15 protein-coding genes are annotated in these 18,757 nt (G+C 63.3%); all 15 read right to left on the bottom strand.

Annotation, left to right across the window (positions count from 1 at the left end; genetic code table 11):
• Nucleotides 1–187 precede the first annotated feature (187 nt).
• On the bottom strand, nucleotides 188–1,960 hold the full coding sequence (gene ftsZ, locus HGO38_RS00730) for a cell division protein FtsZ (protein WP_250954007.1): 1,773 nt from the start codon (nucleotides 1,958–1,960) through the stop codon (nucleotides 188–190).
• A 103-nt stretch (nucleotides 1,961–2,063) separates the two neighbouring features.
• Nucleotides 2,064–3,395: a cell division protein FtsA gene (gene ftsA / locus HGO38_RS00725; RefSeq protein WP_250954006.1), complete on the bottom strand. Its 1,332-nt coding sequence runs from the start codon at nucleotides 3,393–3,395 to the stop codon at nucleotides 2,064–2,066.
• Nucleotides 3,392–4,318, bottom strand: a complete 927-nt coding sequence (locus tag HGO38_RS00720) for a cell division protein FtsQ/DivIB (protein WP_502941477.1) — start codon at nucleotides 4,316–4,318, stop codon at nucleotides 3,392–3,394. The genes ftsA and HGO38_RS00720 overlap by 4 nt, the downstream gene beginning before the upstream one ends.
• Nucleotides 4,306–5,232: a D-alanine--D-alanine ligase gene (locus tag HGO38_RS00715; RefSeq protein ID WP_250954004.1), complete on the bottom strand. Its 927-nt coding sequence runs from the start codon at nucleotides 5,230–5,232 to the stop codon at nucleotides 4,306–4,308. Before HGO38_RS00715 ends, HGO38_RS00720 begins: the two co-directional genes overlap by 13 nt.
• A 240-nt stretch (nucleotides 5,233–5,472) precedes the next feature.
• Complete coding sequence (locus HGO38_RS00710; RefSeq protein ID WP_250954003.1) at nucleotides 5,473–6,330, bottom strand: GGDEF domain-containing protein; 858 nt, start codon at nucleotides 6,328–6,330, stop codon at nucleotides 5,473–5,475.
• Nucleotides 6,331–6,458: 128 nt separating this feature from the next.
• Nucleotides 6,459–7,433, bottom strand: a complete 975-nt coding sequence (gene murB, locus HGO38_RS00705; protein WP_250954002.1) for a UDP-N-acetylmuramate dehydrogenase — start codon at nucleotides 7,431–7,433, stop codon at nucleotides 6,459–6,461.
• On the bottom strand, nucleotides 7,434–8,846 hold the full coding sequence (gene murC, locus HGO38_RS00700) for a UDP-N-acetylmuramate--L-alanine ligase (RefSeq protein ID WP_250954001.1): 1,413 nt from the start codon (nucleotides 8,844–8,846) through the stop codon (nucleotides 7,434–7,436).
• Complete coding sequence (murG, locus tag HGO38_RS00695) at nucleotides 8,843–9,964, bottom strand: undecaprenyldiphospho-muramoylpentapeptide beta-N-acetylglucosaminyltransferase (RefSeq protein WP_250954000.1); 1,122 nt, start codon at nucleotides 9,962–9,964, stop codon at nucleotides 8,843–8,845. The genes murC and murG overlap by 4 nt, the downstream gene beginning before the upstream one ends.
• Before the next feature lie 6 nt (nucleotides 9,965–9,970).
• Nucleotides 9,971–11,128: a putative lipid II flippase FtsW gene (gene ftsW, locus HGO38_RS00690; protein ID WP_250953999.1), complete on the bottom strand. Its 1,158-nt coding sequence runs from the start codon at nucleotides 11,126–11,128 to the stop codon at nucleotides 9,971–9,973.
• Between the two features lies 1 nt (nucleotide 11,129).
• Entirely contained in the window at nucleotides 11,130–12,539 is a 1,410-nt protein-coding gene (murD, locus tag HGO38_RS00685; protein ID WP_250953998.1) for a UDP-N-acetylmuramoyl-L-alanine--D-glutamate ligase, read from the bottom strand.
• A 7-nt stretch (nucleotides 12,540–12,546) separates the two neighbouring features.
• A complete protein-coding gene (mraY, locus tag HGO38_RS00680; protein ID WP_250953997.1) occupies nucleotides 12,547–13,647 on the bottom strand; it encodes a phospho-N-acetylmuramoyl-pentapeptide-transferase in 1,101 nt (366 codons plus the stop codon).
• Between the two features lie 25 nt (nucleotides 13,648–13,672).
• Nucleotides 13,673–15,106 (bottom strand): UDP-N-acetylmuramoylalanyl-D-glutamyl-2,6-diaminopimelate--D-alanyl-D-alanine ligase, encoded by a 1,434-nt coding sequence (locus tag HGO38_RS00675; protein WP_250953996.1) that lies wholly within the window; start codon nucleotides 15,104–15,106, stop codon nucleotides 13,673–13,675.
• Entirely contained in the window at nucleotides 15,103–16,563 is a 1,461-nt protein-coding gene (locus tag HGO38_RS00670) for a UDP-N-acetylmuramoyl-L-alanyl-D-glutamate--2,6-diaminopimelate ligase (protein WP_250953995.1), read from the bottom strand. The genes HGO38_RS00675 and HGO38_RS00670 overlap by 4 nt, the downstream gene beginning before the upstream one ends.
• Nucleotides 16,564–16,616: 53 nt before the next feature.
• Complete coding sequence (locus HGO38_RS00665) at nucleotides 16,617–18,368, bottom strand: peptidoglycan D,D-transpeptidase FtsI family protein (RefSeq protein WP_250953994.1); 1,752 nt, start codon at nucleotides 18,366–18,368, stop codon at nucleotides 16,617–16,619.
• Nucleotides 18,368–18,757, bottom strand: a complete 390-nt coding sequence (ftsL, locus tag HGO38_RS00660; RefSeq protein WP_250953993.1) for a cell division protein FtsL — start codon at nucleotides 18,755–18,757, stop codon at nucleotides 18,368–18,370. Before ftsL ends, HGO38_RS00665 begins: the two co-directional genes overlap by 1 nt.

The following is an 18,757-nucleotide window of genomic DNA, read 5'->3' as shown; positions in this document are numbered from 1 at the left end:
GGGATATACGGATCGTCGCGGAACAATCCAAATCAATGTTTCTTTCCGATTGTTACGAAGTCAGGTGCCGGCCGTGACGACGTCAGGTGATTGAAAAGGCTCGGCATCTGACGACGCGACCAAAGCCCTGAAAACAGCGGCGCCCGAGCTGATGCCCGGGCGCCGAGAGAACCTCTGGAGAGCGTGATCAGTTCGACTGGCGGCGCAAGAATGCCGGGATTTCAAGCTGATCGTCTTCGTGGCTGGTGCGCGACTGCGGAACCTGGCGGCCCTGGTCGTCGAGCTGGCCGCGACGCGGTGCGTAGAGGCTGGCTTCCGGCGACAGTGCCCGGCGCTGCTGCGAGGCGGCAGCCGGCGGCGGAGCGGTCATGTCGGAGGCAACGCCCTCTTCGTCCTGATGACGGCCAAGCGAATTGGTGATTCGCCGCAGCAGTCCCATCGGGCCGCGTTCTTCGCTCGAGGCGGCCACAGTGCCATGGGTCCGGTGATCCATCTCGGCCTGCACGACCGGCGGGAAATCTTCCACCTTCGGCATGCGGACATTGTCGACCGTCGGACGCACGACCGGAGCCACGGGCTCCTGACGCTGCGGCGCCGGCTGGACCGGAGCGGCCGGACGGGTCATGACCGGCGCAGGCGCAGGCACAGGCGCTGGCTGCGGTTGGGGAGCCGGAGCGGCCGCCATGCGCGGAGCCGGCTGGGCTTCCATCGGGGTCGCGCCGGCAAACAGCTTGCTCTGCGGACGGAAGTCTTCGACCGGAGCCGGCTGAACCGGCTGCGACTGCATGGCCTGGCGAGCAATGGCGATTTCCAGTTCGCGTTCCATTTCAGCTTCTGCCGAGCGGATGGTGTCGGCGATCGGGTCGATGGCCTTGGGTGCCTGCGGCTGGACAGGCTGCATCGCGGCCGGTGCCGGAGCAACGGCCGCAGAGGGACGGACAATCGGCTTTGCGATCGGACGGGCGTCGAATGCCTTGTTGGCTTGGGCATTCATCGCACGGTCGATGCCGGTGGCGACGACCGACACGCGGATGAGGCCTTCCAGCGCTTCGTCGAAGGTGGCACCGAGGATGATGTTGGCATCCGGGTCGACTTCTTCGCGAATGCGGGTTGCCGCTTCGTCCACTTCGAACAGGGTGAGGTCGCGACCGCCGGTGATGGAGATCAGCAGGCCTTGCGCGCCCTTCATCGAGGTTTCGTCAAGCAGCGGGTTGGCGATCGCTGCTTCTGCCGCCTGCATGGCACGGCCTGGGCCGGATGCCTCACCGGTGCCCATCATGGCGCGACCCATCTCGCGCATCACGGAGCGAACGTCCGCGAAGTCGAGGTTGATCAGGCCTTCCTTGACCATCAGGTCGGTGATGCAGGCAACGCCCGAATAGAGCACCTGGTCGGCCATGGCAAAGGCGTCGGCGAAAGTCGTCTTGTCATTGGCAATGCGGAAGAGATTCTGGTTCGGGATGACGATCAGCGTATCGACGGACTTCTGCAGTTCCTCGATGCCGGCTTCCGCCAGGCGCATGCGGCGCGCGCCTTCGAAATGGAACGGCTTGGTGACGACGCCGACGGTCAGGATGCCCTTGTTGCGGGCCGCCTGGGCAACGACGGGGGCAGCACCCGTGCCGGTGCCGCCGCCCATGCCGGCGGTGACGAAGCACATGTGGGTGCCGTTGAGATGATCGATGATCTCATCGATGCACTCTTCGGCCGCCGCCCGGCCGACTTCCGGCTGCGAGCCGGCGCCGAGGCCTTCGGTGACGTTGACGCCGAGCTGGATGATCCGTTCGGCCTTGGTCATGGTCAGGGCCTGGGCATCGGTATTGGCGACGACGAAGTCGACGCCCTGGAGGCCGGCCGTGATCATGTTGTTGACGGCGTTGCCGCCACCACCACCAACCCCGAACACCGTGATCCGAGGCTTCAGCTCGGTGATATCTGGCTTTTGCAGCTTGATCGTCATTGTACCCGTTCCTTCTTTCTCTGGCCGCATCGCCACGCCGGCCATATCACTTCAATTCGTGTCTCCCGCCGATCCGCCTTTTTGGGGGCGGACTGGCGAATGCTCAAAAACTCTCTTTCAGCCATTGGCCGACCCGCGCGACGCGGCTGTTGGCCATTCCGAACGGGGAGAACAAGCCCCCCTGCCCGATGCTGATTTCCTGGTCCGCCACCTGCGGATAGATCATCAACCCGACCGCCGTCGAAAAGGCCGGTCCCTTGGCTGCCGCCGGCAGTCCGGAGACGCCCATCGGACGACCTATGCGAACATTGCGGGCCAGAATGCGGCGGGCCGCTTCCGGCAGGCCGGTCAACTGGCTGGCGCCACCCGTCAGCACGACGCGCTTGCCGACCACCGGGCTGAAACCCGAGGCGTGGATGCGGTCGCGAATCATTTCCAGCGTTTCCTCGATGCGGGCGCGGATGATCCGCGTCACCAGGGCGCGGGGAACCTGCGTCGGCAGATCGCGGTCGTCCTCGCCGATCGGCGGGATCGAAATCACATCACGCTCGTCGGCGCTGTTGGAAAAGGCCGAACCGTGCACGACCTTCAGCCGCTCCGCATCCTCGATGCGGGTCGACAGGCCGCGCGCCAGGTCGGTGGTGACGTGATGGCCGCCAATGCCGATCGCGTCGGTGTGGATCAGCTTGCCCTCGGCAAAGACCGAGATCGTCGTCGTGCCGCCGCCCATATCGATGGCCGCACAGCCAAGCTCGACCTCGTCGTCGACCAGCGCCGCGAGACCGCTGGCGTAAGGGGTGGCCACCACGCCCTCGACCGACAGATGGGCACGGTTGATGCACAGTTCGAGATTCTTCAGCGCCGCCCGCTCGGCGGTCACCACATGCATGTCGACGCCGAGCACGTCGCCGAACATGCCGAGCGGATCGCGGATGCCGCGCTCGCCGTCGAGCGAGAAGCCCGTTGCCAGCGAATGCAGCAGGGCCCGGTCCTGGCTCAGCGACTGCTGACTGGCAGCCGTCAGCACGCGCTTCAGGTCACCGGTCTCGACCTCCTGGCCACCCAGATCGATGGTCGCCGTGTAGACGTCGCTGCCGATCCGGCCGGCCGAAATATTGACGATCAGGCTCTCGACGGTCAGGCCCGCCATGCGCTCGGCGGCATCGACGGCCAGGCGGACGACGCTTTCGACCGCTTCCAGGTCGCCGATCACGCCGGATTTCATGCCGCGCGAGCGCTGGTGGCCGATGCCGATCACCTCGACATTGTGGGTGCGGCCCGGCAGAACGGAGCTTTCCTTGCGAGGCGTCAGCCGGCCGATCATGCAGACGACCTTGGTCGAGCCGATATCCAGCACGGAAACGACATGAGACCGCTTCGACGATAGCGGCTTCAGGCGGGGCAGACCGAAATGGGACGATCCAAAAAGGCTCATGTGCGCTGACCCGCCTTCTTGATGAGTTTGCCGCGCTCGGCCAGCGCCGCCTGATGACGAAGGGCTGCCTCCGGCGTCAGCTGGATGGCGGTACGGTCACTGAGCCTGAGGTCGATCGCGGCGATATCGCGCGACAGAACCTGCTGATCGGCTTCGAGCTTCGACAGCAGCGTCAGCGCCGACTCGACGTTTTCTTCCGGCAGCTTGACGACGATGCCATTGTCGAGATGCAGATCCCAGCGGCGACCGGCGACCCGCACATAGGCCTTGACGCGCGCGGCGATATCCGGCCAGCCGGCAAATTCCGCTTCGGTGGCCGCAGCGGCAATTTCCGCATCGCGGCCGACGAACAGCGGCAGATCGGCAAACTTGTTGTCGCGCAGCGGCGCAATGACGCTGCCGTTGCGCTCGATCAGCGACAGTTCGGTTCCGTGCTGCCAGATACCATAGGCCTGACGCTCTTTCAAAACGACCTCGATGGTGCGCGGATAGATCTTGCGGACTTCGGCAGCCTCGACCCAGACCAGGCTCGACAGCTTCTGCCGCGCCTCGTCGATGTCGAGCGCCACCAGCGATGTCGCGCCATCCAGGCCGAGCAGCTGCAGGATATCGATTTCCGAGGTGTGCTCATTGCCGGACACCCGAACATCCTCGATGGCAAAGCCGGCGGCCGATGTCATCGCCTGGGTGAAGGCCGGCCCATGACCACCGGCCACGACGCCGTAGGCACCGACCGCGGAACAATAAATCGCAAAGGAAATACGGCCGGCATAAGCCGGCACGGCGACCTTGCCGGAGCAAAGCGCAATCACGAATCGCACGACGCGACGCAGCGGCCTCGGCAGAATGAAGCTGTCTTCGTCCGCAGCCATAACGGCGCGACGACCACTTCCCAGAGCTTTTCGGCCGCTCAACGCAAACACGACGCGTCCTCCACCATCCAACGAACAAAATCACCAAAGGAATAGCCGGCATGCGCCGCCATTTCAGGCACCAGCGAAGTGGGAGTCATGCCGGGCTGCGTGTTGATTTCCAGCCAGATAAGCTCGCCATCCTCGGAGAAGCGATCGTCGTAGCGGAAGTCGGATCGACTGACGCCGCGGCACCCGATCACCTGATGCGCCCTTAGTGCCATTCTTTGTATTTTTTGGTAAATATTTGGTGAAATTTCCGCCGGAAGGACATGCTTTGATCCGCCGGCGGCATATTTCGCGTCATAGTCATAGAAGGCGCCGCTCTGCGGCACGACCTCGGTCACGCCGAGAACCGTGTCGCCCATGACCCCGCAGGTAAGCTCCCGGCCAGCCACGTATTTTTCCACCATGACCCGGTCGCCATAGCGCCAATCGGACGAACCGATGACCTGTGGCGGATGGGACTGCCCCTCCTGCACGATCACCACGCCGAAGCTCGATCCTTCGCGGACCGGCTTGACGACGTAAGGAGGCGCAAGCGGATGCTCCGAGCCGATATCGAATCGCTGCATGACCCGCGCTTGGGCCACCGCGATACCGGCATCCTTGGCAACGATCTTGGCCTGCGCCTTGTCCATGGCCAGAGCCGAGGCCAGCACGCCCGAATGGGTATAGGGAATTTCAAGATATTCCAGCACGCCCTGGATGGTGCCATCCTCGCCGAATGGGCCATGCAGCGCATTGAAGGCGACATCCGGCTTTAACGCGGCCAGCACCTCAGCCACATCGCGACCGACATCGATTCGGCTGACCTGGTAGCCCTCGCCTTCGAGTGCCGCGGCGCATGCCGTTCCCGACGACAGACTGACCGGCCGTTCCGAGGAAAATCCGCCCATCAGGACGGCGACATGCTTGCTACCCATTTACGACCTCGGAAAAAAATAACCTGCAGAGAACCACGAAACGCTTGCGCGAAACTGACCGGAGGAGAATCTCTGGGGCATTCGCTAGCCGCTATATGACGACATTATAGTTAACGAAGCGTTTACTTTGGTTAACCGGCTGACAGCCCCGCGCGGGCGATCCGGAATCAAAAAGCGAAAATGTGCTGTTAAGCCGTTGAAATCGCTTCGCAGAAGCCAATCTATTTCTGCGCAGCCAGCTCAGGCGTATTTTCTAAACGGAGTCGTTTCCGTTATCTGGCCTGCCTGCTGCGGCGGCTCGCTGACCAGGGTCATATCAAGGTCAAGGAAGCTGGCGACACGATCGCGGCCATCCGCCTTGGCCCGATAAAGGGCCCGGTCAGCCTCGGTGAAAACCTCGGCAAAGCCGCGCAATCCGGCCGGATTGGCCATGCCGGCGGATACGGTGACCCGGAACTGCTGCGTGCCGGACACGATACGGCACTCGCTGACGGCATGACGGGCCGCCTCTACCCGCTGCAAAAGCGCCTCGTGGCTGTCGTCGGCGCACAGCACGGCAAACTCCTCACCACCGATTCGCGCCGAAACCGCTTCCGGACCGAAGGAGGTTTTGATGGCTCTGCCGACGGCGATGATCGCATCGTCCCCTGCCAGATGGCCATAGGTGTCGTTGATCGTCTTGAACCGGTCGATGTCGAAAAGCACCAGGACCACATCCTTGCTGCGGGTCTCGAAGGCGTCGAGAAAGGCGCGGCGGTTCAGCAGTCCCGAAAGGGGATCGGTGCGGCTCAGCCGCGACAGTTCCTGGGACGACAAGGCCAGATCGTAGACGGCGAAACCGACGACGCTGTAGGCGGCCATGGCCACGACAAACGAGACCGGCGGCGTCAACACCGTCGCAATGATCAGCGAGGGAAACAGATCGTAAGGCAGGAGGTCGAAGGCGTATAGGTTGAAATGAGCGACCAGGTTGAGACCATAGGCAAGGGCCGCGATCTTCAGGGACATCCAGAAGGCATGCCGCACGACATCGCCACGGGATGCAAATTCACCAAGCGACAGCTGACGAATGATCCAGTTCCGGGTAGCGAGTACCATAGTGCAACTCCAAACAATCCGCAGAAGTTTAGGGCCGCGCTCTTAACATTTCGTGCCGACCGTCGGCGCGAAATGGTAACTCCGGAGAAAATGCTGCGGCGCACAGTCGGTCGCCGCAGGTATGAAACCTATTCGGTGGTGACGCCCATGAAGGGAACGATTTCACGTCCCGGCATGAACAGGCCCAGACGCTTGATTTCCCAGGACAGCTTGATGCCGGCATGCTCGAAGACGCGCTGGCGGACCGTCTCGCCCAGATATTCCAGATCATAGGCGGTGGCGTGACCGATATTGATCATGAAATTGCAGTGCAGCGACGACATCTGCGCGCCGCCGATCATCAGCCCGCGACCGCCGGCTTCGTCGATCAATTCCCAGGCGGAATGGCCCGGCGGGTTCTTGAAAGTCGAGCCCCCGGTCTTTTCCTTGATCGGCTGCACGGTCTCGCGGTGATGGCGCACCGCATCCATGTCGGCGCGGATCTTCGCCTTCTCTTCCGGGTAACCCTCGAACACGGCGCTGGTGAAGATCAGGCCTTCGGGCGCTGCCGAATGCCGGTACGCGTAACCCATGTCGGATTTCGACAGGATATGGACATTGCCCTTTCGGTCGACGGCCTCGACCTCGACCAGCCGATCGGCGGTCTCGCCGCCATTGGCACCGGCATTCATCCGCAATGCGCCACCGATCGAGCCGGGAATTCCGTAGTAGAAATGGAAGCCGCCGATATTGTTGTCCATGGCCATCGCGGCAATGTGCTTGTCGGGGCAGATCGCGCCGGCACGGATGCGGTTTTCCCCCGCCAGGTCGACCTGGCCGAAACCCTTGGCCGACAGCCGCAGCACCACGCCCGGAATGCCGCCATCGCGCACCAGCAGATTGGAGCCGACGCCGACCACCGTCAGGGGCACCTCTTCCGGCAGCAGCTTCAGGAAGGTGACGAGATCATCCATGTCGTGCGGCTGGAACATCAGCTCGGCAAGTCCGCCGGCCTGGAACCATGTGACCCGGTCCATCGGCGCGTCAGGCGTCAACCGCCCGCGTAGATCATTGACCCCCTTGCCCAACGAGGCCAGCAGCTTTTCCCCATCCACCTGTTTCATTCAAGACTTTCCCGAAAGAGCTTCCAGTTCCCTGGGCAGCGAAGCCGCCCATTGCGTGATATTCCCAGCCCCCAAGAGAATCACGAAATCACCCGGTTGCGCAATGGCTGAAACGGCCAAAGCCAGTCCATCGGGCGAAGGAAGATAGCGGGCGTCGCGGTGACCGCCGGATTTGATGCGCGAAACCAGCGTTTCCGAGTTGAAACCTTCAATCGGGTCCTCTCCGGCCGCATAGACCGGCGCCAGGAAAATACTGTCGGCATCGTTGAAGCAATTGGCGAAATCCTCAAACAGGCTGGAGAGCCGGCTGAAGCGATGCGGCTGGTGCACGGCGATGATTCGGCCCTTGCAGGCCTCGCGCGCGGCCCTGAGCACCGCCTTGATCTCGACCGGATGGTGGCCGTAGTCGTCGAAGACCTGCACGCCGTTCCAGGTGCCGGTCAAGGTGAAGCGCCGCTTGACGCCGCCGAACGACGACAGGCCCTTCTTGATCGCCTCTTCCGAGATACCCAGCCGGTTGGCAACCGCAATTGCCGCGCAGGCATTGGAAATATTGTGCCGGCCGGGCATCGGCAGCACCAGATCGTTGAGGTTGAAGATGCGGCCGGTGCGCCGGCGACGGATCTCCACGTCGAAAATCGACCGGATGCCGTCCTGCCGGACATTGGAAAAGCGCACGTCGGCCTGCGGATTCTCGCCATAGGTGATGACCTTGCGGTCCTCGATCTTGCCGACCAGCGCCTGCACTTCCGGATGGTCGAGGCACAACACCCCGAACCCGTAGAACGGCACGTTTTCGACGAACTGGCGGAAGGCGGCGCGCACGGCATCGAATGTGCCGTAATGATCGAGATGTTCAGGGTCGATATTGGTGACAACAGCCACTTCGGCCGGCAATTTCAGGAAGGTGCCGTCCGATTCGTCGGCCTCCACCACCATCCATTCGCCCTCACCCATGCGGGCATTGGTGCCATAGGCATTAATGATGCCGCCGTTGATGACGGTCGGGTCGAGGCCGCCGGCATCGAGCAGGGCCGCCACCATCGAGGTCGTGGTGGTCTTGCCATGGGTGCCGCCGATGGCAATCGCATTGCGAAAGCGCATCAGTTCGGCCAGCATTTCGGCGCGTCGCACGATCGGCAGCAGCTTTTCGCGCGCCGCGATCAGTTCCGGATTGCTCTTCTTGATCGCCGTCGACACGACGACCACTTCCGCCTCGCCCAAATTTTCCGGCTTGTGGCCGACGAACACTTCGATGCCCTTGTCGCGCAGGCGCTGCACATTGGCGCTGTCCGACTGGTCGGAGCCCTGGACCTTATGGCCGAGATTGTGAAGCACTTCGGCAATGCCGCTCATGCCGATGCCGCCGATCCCGATGAAATGGACCAGTCCTATGGTTGTCGGCATTTTCATGAATGGGCTCCCTTGACCTCGGCGACACTCTTTCCAGCGGCAATAGCCTCAACCAGATCGGCAAGCAAGCGCGTCGCCTGCGGTTTGCCAGTTTGTCGCGCCGCATCCGCCATGGTCTGCAGCCGGATGGGATCGTTCATCGCATTCTTCAGCAGTTCGGCCAGTTTTTCCGGCGAAAGCTCCGACTGCGCAATGACCTTGGCCCCGCCAAGAGCGGCCAGCGCCGCTGCATTGGCCGCCTGATCGTGATCGAGCGCATAGGGGTAAGGCACCAGGATCGACGGCCGGCCGATCACCGCAAGTTCAGAGACGGTCGATGCCCCCGACCGGCAGATCACCAGATGGGCCGATGCGATGCGGTCCGCCATGTCCTTGAAGAACGGCGAGACCGCGGCGGCCATGCCGAGTTTGCCGTAGCAGGACGTCACCCGCTCGCCATCTTCCGGCCGTGCCTGCTGGGTGACGGTCAGGCGGTCGCGCAGCGCCTCGTCGAGCAGGCTGATGGCGGTCGGCAGGGCCGAGGAAAAGAACTGCGCGCCCTGGCTGCCGCCGAACACGACAAGGTGGAACGGTTCACCCGCTGCAGACGGCACATAGGCGCGGTGCGCCGCCTCCAGAACCGCCGGCCGCACCGGATTGCCGGTCACCACGGTCTTTTCGGCATAGATGCCGCCCTCCGGCAAAAAGCCGCCGGCAATCGCCCTGACACGCTTGGCGAGCGCCTTGTTGGCCCGTCCCATCACCGCATTCTGTTCGTGGATCACGCTCGGCACGCCAAGCCCGGTCGCCGCCAAAAGCGGCGGCACGGTCGGATAGCCGCCAAAACCAACGACGGCTCTAGGCTTCAGCTCGGCGATCAGCCGGCGCGCCGCCCGCAAACCCCGCCACAGGGTCCACAGCGAACGCAGCACGGCCACCGGATTTTTCGAGCCGATCGTCGCCGAGGGAACCGTATGAATGGTGTCGGCGGGAAACATGCCGGCAAATCGCTCAGCCCGGCTGTCGGTCACCAGATGGACCGCATAGCCCCGCGCGATCAGCTCGTGCGACAGCGCCTCGGCCGGAAAGAGATGGCCGCCGGTGCCGCCGGCTGCCAGGAGAATGATCCCTTTGTTCATCGACATCTACTCCGCCGGGACGCCGTGATGAATGGTCCGGAACAGGCTGCGCTCCTGGGCGCGCTTTTCCGGACGGCGCCGTGTCAGGGCCAGGATGAAGCCAGCGGTGACGCAGACCGCGATCATCGACGAACCACCATAGGATATCAACGGCAGGGTCATGCCCTTGGCCGGCAGCAGTTCCAGATTGACGCCGATATTGATCATCGACTGCACGCCGATCTGCAGCACGAGGCCCGCCACCGCAAAGCGGTTGAAGTCGTTGCGCTCCTTGAAGGCGTGGCTGAGGCCACGCAGCACCAGGAAGGCGAAGATTGCCACGAGAACCATGCAGAAGATGATGCCGAACTCTTCGGCCGCCACCGAGAAGATGAAGTCGGTATGGCTGTCGGGAATGATGCGCTTGACGACGCCCTCGCCAGGTCCTGCGCCGAACCAGTCGCCGCGCACGATGGCGTCGCGCGCCGTGTCGGTCTGGAACGTGTCGCCCTCGCCGGTCAGGAAGCGGTCTATTCGGCCCGTCACGTGCGGCAGGGTGTAATAGGCGCCGACCAGACCGGCGGCCCCGAGCCCGGCCAGGACCGAGATCCAGAACCACGGCACGCCGGCCATGAAGAACATGCCGCCCCAGACGACCGATGTCAGGATGGTCTGGCCGAAGTCAGGCTGGGCGATCAACAGCACCGCCACGATGCCGAACAGGATCATGGCGAAAAAATTGCCGGGAATTTCCGGCTGGCGGGAATGCTCGGCAAACAGCCAGGCGCAGACCACCACAAAGGCCGGCTTCATGAATTCGGACGGCTGGATCGACAGGCCGGCAATGGTGATCCAGCGCCGCGCGCCCTTGACCTCGATGCCGAAGAACAGCGCCAGCAGCATCATGCCGAGAGAGACGATTAGGATCAGCATGGCGGTGCGGCGGATCTGCCGGGGCGACAGGAAGGACAGGCCGATCATCACGCCGAGTGCCGGCAGCATGAAGGCAGCATGGCGCTTGACGAAATGGAAGCTGTCGAGACCGAGCCGCTCGGCCACCGCCGGCGATGCCGCAAAGGACAGCATGAAGCCGATGCCCATCAGCAGGACAAACAGCACCAAGAACAGACGGTCGATCGTCCAAAACCAGTCGGCGACCGGCCCTCGCTCCGCACGGCTTACCATCTCATCTGTCTCCTGTGGCTGTGTCGATCAGCATGGTCACGCCGTCAAGGCTCGCCACCTGGCTAACGAAGGCGTCGCCCCTGACTTCAAAATTCCTATATTGGTCGAAGCTTGCGCAAGCCGGTGATAACATCACGGCCACATCGGCCCCGTCCGCGGTCGCATCGGCAGCCGCATGGGCCAGAGCCTTGTCGAGGGTGCCGGAGATCTCGAAGGGAACGGCATTGCCCAGCGTGGCGGCAAAGCCGGACGCCGCCTCGCCGATCAGATAGGCCTTGGCAATGCGCGGAAACAGCGGCGCGAGACTGGTGATCCCGCCTTCCTTCGGCAGGCCGCCGGCGATCCAGTAGATCCGCTCGTAGCTCGAAAGAGCCGGTGCGGCAGCATCGGCATTGGTGGCCTTGCTGTCATTGACGAAGACGACGTTGCCCCGCCGTCCGACCGGCTGCATGCGATGCTTGAGCCCAGCAAACGACGACAGCCCGGCCTGCACTTCCTCGATCGACAATCCGACCGAGAGGCAGGCGGCCACCGCCGCGATGGCATTCTGGGCATTGTGGCTGCCGCGCAGCGTCTGGATCCCGTCGAGATCGGCGACCACCAAATTCGCCCCGCCATGCGCTGCGACAATAAAATGCGCCTCGGCATAATAACCATCGGCCAATGCAAGGCGTTTGGAGATGCGGATGACCTTGGTGCCGGAGCGCTCGACACGGTCGGCGATGCGCTCGCAAAAGCTGTCGTCCATGCCGATAACAGCCACATCGCTGCCGGCGACCAGCCGCTCCTTGATATCCGCATAGTGTTGCATCGTGCCATGCCGGTCGAGATGATCGGGTGTCAGGTTGAGCAGGATGCCGGCAGATGGATCGAGCGTCGGTGCCAGGTCGATCTGGTAGGACGAGCACTCCACCACATAGAAGCGCTGTTGTTTCGGCGGATCGAGCGTAAGCACGGCCGTGCCGATATTGCCGCCCAGTTGCGTATCCCGTCCGCTGGCGGTCAGAATATGGGCGATCAGCGCCGTGGTCGTCGATTTTCCGTTGGTGCCGGTAATGGCGATCAACGGGCAATCCGGCGCATGTGCCCGCCGTTCGCGCACGAACAGTTCGATATCGCCGATGATCTCGACACCCGCCGCCCGCGCCAGATCCGCAGACCAATGGGGCTTGGGATGGGTCAGCGGCACGCCGGGCGACAGCACCAGGGCCGACAGGCCGCTCCAGTCGATACCGCGCAGGTCCTCAGCCCGCAGGCCCTCGGCCTCAGCCTTGGCCACGCTGTCGGGATTGTCGTCCCAGACGGTCACATCGGCACCACCGGCCACAAGCGCCCGCGCCGTGGCGAGCCCCGAGCCACCGAGCCCGAAAAGCGCAACCCGCTGATCTTTGAGAGTGGTGACCGGTATCATGATTGCCTCACCGCAGTTTCAGCGTCGAGAGACCGAGCATGGCAAGCCCGACGGCGATAATCCAGAAGCGGATCACCACCTGGCTTTCGGTCCAGCCGAGCTTTTCGAAATGGTGATGGATCGGCGCCATCAGGAAGACGCGCCGGCCGGTCATCTTGAAATAGCCGACCTGGATGATCACCGACATGGTTTCGATGACGAACAGTCCGCCGATGATCGCCATGACGATCTCATGCTTGGTGGCAACCGCCACCGAACCGATCAGGCCGCCGAGCGCCAGCGATCCGGTATCGCCCATGAAGATGGCGGCCGGTGGCGCATTGAACCACAGGAAGCCGAGGCCTGCCCCGATCACCGCGCCCAGGATGACGGCAAGTTCGCCCGTCCCCGGCACGAAATTGATCTGCAGGTAGTTGGAGAATACCGCGTTGCCGGTCAGGTAGGCGATGATGCCGAACGAGGCCGCCGCGATCATCACCGGCACGATGGCCAGACCGTCGAGACCGTCGGTGAGGTTCACCGCATTGCCGGCCGCAACGATGACGAAGCCGCCGAACAGCACGAAGAAGATGCCGAGGTCGATCAGGAAATCCTTGAAGAACGGAAAGGCGACCGAAGAGCCGAAGGTCGAGCCATGCTGCCCCGAGGCCAGCGCCGTGTTCATCATGCAATAGACGGCAATGCCGGCAATCACGAATTCGATGGCCAGCCGTGCCTTGCCGGAAAAGCCCTTGTCGGTCTGCTTGGTGACCTTCAGATAGTCGTCGTAGAAGCCGATGGCACCGAAGCCGAGCGTCACCAGCAGCGTCGCCACCACATAGACGTTGGAGAGGTCGGCCCACAGCAGCGACGAGCCGACGATACCGGCCAGGATCATCAACCCGCCCATGGTCGGCGTGCCAGCCTTCTTGAAATGGGTCTGCGGCCCGTCGGCCCGGATCGGCTGTCCCTTGCCCTGGCGCACCCGCAGCGACGAGATCATCCGCGGTCCGAACAGGAAGACGATCAGCGCCGAGGTGAAAAGGGCTGCGCCCGTGCGGAAGGTAATGTACCGGAACAGGTTGAAAAATTGAAGATTGTCCGCCAGTTCCACAAGCCAGATCAGCATAAGAACCCTTTCCAAAAGCCCAAGTTTAAATTTGGCGCTCGGTGTCGGTGAATGGTGCATGCTTGTCAAGCAGTGCCGCGACAATCTTGCCGAAGCCGATGCCAAGCGACGACTTGACCATCACGACATCGCCCGGCCGCACGGCGCGAACGGCGAAAGCCGCCAGATCCTCGGTCTTTTCCAGGTATTCCACGTGAACGCTGTCCGGCAGCGCGTCCCGCAGCGCCGCCATTTCCGGACCGGCCAGCCAGACATGCTCGATGCCGGCCGCCAGCAGCGGCCCGGCAAGCTCGCTGTGAACCTCTTTTGAAAAGGCGCCCATTTCCAGCATGTCGCCGAGCACGGCAATCCGCCGCCCCTCGCCGGTCGGAACCGACGAGGCAAGCACCGCGATCGCCGCGCGCATGGAAGCCGGGTTGGCATTATAGCTTTCGTCGATCAACACATAGCTGCCCGTATCGAGCGCCAGCCGGTGACGCTGGCCGCGCCCCTTGACGGCGGAGAGGTGTCCGAGGGCCTCGATCGCGCTGTCGAGATCGGCACCGCAGAGGCTCGCAGCCCCGAGCGCCGCCATGGCATTCTCGGCCAGATGCCGGCCGGGCGCGCTGATGGCGATCTCCCGCGTCTCGCCGCCGATCACCGCCCAGACCACCGAGCTTTCGGCAGAACCGTCGAATTCGGCAAGCCGGAACTCGGCCTTGGCATGCTGGCCAAAGCTGTGGATATGCTCGACGCCGGCCGCCTGTGCGGCCCGCTCCAGATACTCGAACTGGCTGTTGTCGCGGTTGAGCAGGGCATGGCCGCCCGGCTCGATGCCTTCGAAGATCTCGGCCTTGGCGGCGGCGATCTCCTCCAGGTCGGCGAAATTACCGAGATGGGCCGGCGCGATCGTGGTGATCACCGCCACATGCGGACGCACCATCTTGACCAGGGGCCGGATTTCGTCGGCATGGTTCATGCCGATTTCAAAGACGCCGTAGTCGGTATCGGCCGGCATGCGGGCAAGCGTCACCGGCACACCCCAATGGTTGTTGAACGAGGCGACGGCGGCATGCACCTGGCCCGACGGCTCAAGCACGCGCCGCAGCATTTCCTTGGTCGTCGTCTTGCCGACCGATCCCGTGACGGCGATGATCCTGGCATGGCTGCGGTCGCGCGCCGCAATGCCCAGTTTCTGCAGGGCGGCCAGCACGTCCTCGACGACGATCATCGGAACGGTGATGCGGCCGAGCGCCGGCAGCTTGGCCTCGCTGACGATGAGCAGCGCCGCACCATTGGCAACCGCAATGCTCGCGTAGTCGTGGCCGTCGACCCGATCGCCCTTGATCGCAAAGAACGCCTCGCCCGCAGCGATGCTGCGGCTGTCGATCGAGATGCCGGTGATGCCCGCCGGCAAGGTGCCGAACGGCCGTCCGGAGAGATGGGCTATCAGGTCTTCGGTCGTCCAGAGAAAAGTCAAATCTCCATCCCTTCCAGCGCCTTGCGCAATTCTGCATGGTCGGAGAACGGCAGCGTCACATCGCCGACCGTCTGGCCCTCTTCATGCCCCTTGCCGGCAACGATCAGGGTGTCGCCGGCGGCAAGCATAGAGACGGCCTGCCGGATCGCCTGCGCCCTATCGCCGATCTCGACGGCACCGGGCGCTGCCTTCAGGATGGAGGCGCGGATCTCCGCCGGCACTTCGGAGCGTGGATTGTCATCGGTGACGATTGCCACATCGGCCAGCCGGCAAGCAATTTCGCCCATGATCGGCCGCTTGCCGCGATCCCGGTCGCCGCCGCAGCCGAACACGACGATCACCCGGCCGGTGGTAAACGGCCGCACCGAAGCCAGCACGTTTTCCAGCGCATCGGGCTTGTGGGCATAATCGACATAGGCCAGCGCCCCGGCCTTGGTGTGACCGACCAGTTCCAGGCGGCCGGCGGCACCGACCAGCTTTTCGAGTGCCTTCAACGCGACCGCAACCGGCACACCGGTCGAGATCGCCAGGCCGGCCGCGACAAGCGCATTGGCCACCTGAAAATCGCCGGCCAGCGGGATATGCACCTCGAAGATCTGGCCCTCGGCATGAACCTCGGCGACCTGCTTGTGGCGGAAATGCTCGACGCGCTTAAGCGCCAGGAAGTCCCCGTGCCGGCCGACCGTGCGGACATCGTGCCCGGCCGCTGTCGCAACCCGGATCGCCTCATCCGACCAGGGATCATCGGCAAAGATCACCGCCGGTGACCCCTTTGGCAAAAGCGTATCGAACAGCCGCATCTTGGCGGCCATATAGGCCTCGACCGTGGGGTGATAATCCATGTGGTCGCGGCCGAGATTGGTGAAGCCGGCCGCCGTAAGCTTGACGCCATCGAGCCGGCTCTGGTCGAGTCCATGGCTGGAAGCCTCCATCGCCGCATGGGTGACGCCCTCGGCGGCAAGCTCCGCCAGCAGCTTGTGCAGGGCGATCGGGTCGGGCGTGGTCAGCGAGCCATAATCGTTGCGGCTGGGTGAAATGACGCCTGTTGTGCCGATCTGTGCGGCGGCAAGACCATGATGCGCCCAGATCTGCCGCGTGAACGAGGCAACCGAGGTCTTGCCGGCGGTCCCGGTGACGGCCACCATGGTCTGCGGCTGCGCGCCGTAGAACCGTGCTGCCGCCAGCGCCAGAAAGCGGCGCGGCGTCTCGGAGACCAGGACCGGAACCGATGTGGAATGGGCGTGCGAAGCGACGACGGCGGCTGCACCGCGCGCGACGGCATCGTCGATAAACGTCGCACCGTCAGCCTTGGTGCCGGAAAGCGCCACGAACAGCATGCCGGGCGTCACCTTGCGGCTATCGGCCGTCAGACCGGAGATCTCGATATCGCCCGTTGCATCGTCGGGACGGTCTCCCTGTTCATCGAAGGTCCCGTCAGCCAGATCTCGCAGTTTCATGATGTCGACTTTTCCAGTGGCGCGACCGAATCGGTCGCGTAATTAAACATCTCTCAATAGGACACGAGCAATTCGCTGCCCACCTCACCGAAATTTGGTTCTACACCGAGAATTGCGGCGCTTCTGCGAATAATGTCGGCAACCATCGGAGCGGCTGAATTGCCGGCCAGCGCCGCACCATTGCCCTTGTCGGTCCTCGGCTCGTCGATCACGGTCAAAACCACATATTTCGGATCGTCGATCGGAAACGCCGCCAGGAAGGCGTTGAAGTTCTTGTCGCCGACATAGCGGCCGTTGACCACCTTGTCGGCCGTGCCGGTCTTGCCGCCGACGTTGAAGCCGTCGACGCGGGCATTGCGACCCGAACCGTTGACGCCGTTCCACTCGAAGAGGAACCGCATGTCCTTGCTGGTCGAGGGCTGCAGAACCTGCGTGGCCACCAGGTCGGCCTGCTCTCGGGTCCGCGGCAGGAAGGTCGGCTCGATCAGCTTGCCGCCATTGACCAGCGCCACGCCGGCCACCGCCGTCTGCAAGGGGGTGGTCGAGACACCGTGGCCAAACGAAATGGTGATGGAGTTGATCTTCTTCCACTGGCGCGGCTGGCTTGGCATCGCCACTTCAGGCAATTCCGTTTGCATCTTGCTGAGCAGGCCGATCCGGGTCAGGAATTCCTTGTGCCCCTCGATGCCGACCATGTCGGCGACCTTTGCCGTTCCGATATTCGACGAGTACTGGAAGATTTCCGGCACTGTCAGCACGCGATTCTTGCCGTGAAAATCCTTGATGGTGAACCCGCCGATGCGGATCGGAGCGCGGGCATCGAAACTGTCGGTGAGCTTCACCTTGCCGGAATCAAGCCCCATCGCGATGGTGAAGGACTTGAAGGTCGAGCCCATCTCGAACGTGCCGTTCGACATGCGGTTGAGCCAGCCTTCCTTGGCGCTGGCCGCCGGATTGTTCGGGTCGAAATCGGGAAGCGAGCCCATCGCCAGCACTTCGCCGGTATGCACGTCGATGACCACGGCACCGGCGCCGAGCGCTTCGAATTTGCTGATCGCCCCCACCAGCACGTCGCGAACGATGTTCTGGACGCGAAGATCGATAGACAGCTTGACGGGCTCGAGCGGCGTGTCGCTGGTCATGCCGAGCGCTGCGAGATCGGCCAGGCCCTGGTTGTCGATGAACTTTTCCATGCCCGCCATGCCGCGGTTGTCGATATTGACGTAACCGACGATATGCGAGGCGGTCGAGCCGCCGGGATAGAAGCGCCGCTTTTCCGGACGGAAGCCGATGCCAGGAATGCCGAGCGCCAGGATCTGGCTCTGCTGCTTCGGGGTCAGCTGGCGGCGCAGCCATTGGAAATGCGATTTGGAGGACAGCTTCTTGTAGGTGTCCTTCATGTCGAGATCGGTGAGCACCGTCGAGAGCTTTTCGATCGCCTCGTCGGGATCGACCACCTTGTGCGGCTCGGCAAACAGCGACACGGTGCGGATATCGGTCGCCAGCAGCTCGCCATTGCGGTCGAGAATGTCCGGCCGCGATGCCATCAGCCGGTCGGCCGGCATGATGCTCGACACCGTCTCGGGCTGCGCATAGCCGTACTGCACCAGCCGTCCGCCGATCACCCCATAGGCCACCGCAAAGCCGGCGATCATCAGGCCGACGCGCTTCCTGGCCAGTTCCCCCTTGCGCTTGCCGGAGCCTTCGAAGGCCGGCTTCTTGACGGAATGGGACACGCCGCCCTTGCCGTCCGAGGAGAAATGCGCCTGGCTCTTCAAGAGCATGATACGGGAAAGGAAGGACATCAGCGGTTCACCGATCCTGTTGCAATATCATCCGTGGCCATGTCCGAAGCAGGACCAGTGTCCTTGGCGATCTCGTCCTTGGGCTCGGCCGGCGGCAGTTGCGAGCGCAGCATCGGCAGTTCGAAGGGCCGCGCCAGTTGCGTCGGCATGGTCGGTTCCAGCTTCAGCTCCGGCCCATAGACGGCAATCAGCCGCTCCAGGCGGTTGGGCTGGGCGAGCAGCGCCCAGTCGGCTTTCAAAAGCTCGATCGTATCCTTCTCGAGCTTGATCTCCGCCTCGATTCGGCGAACGTCCTGCCGCTTGTTGTCGGTCAGATGCTTGATCTGATAGGTCACGGTGGCCGCAGCCGCCATGGCCCCGATCATGACGATATCGAAGGTCTTCAGCAT

This window comes from Rhizobium sp. CG5 (genome assembly GCF_023701945.1).
Taxonomy (GTDB): Bacteria; Pseudomonadota; Alphaproteobacteria; order Rhizobiales; family Rhizobiaceae; genus Allorhizobium.
This window is presented reverse-complemented; position numbering and strand designations above follow the sequence as displayed.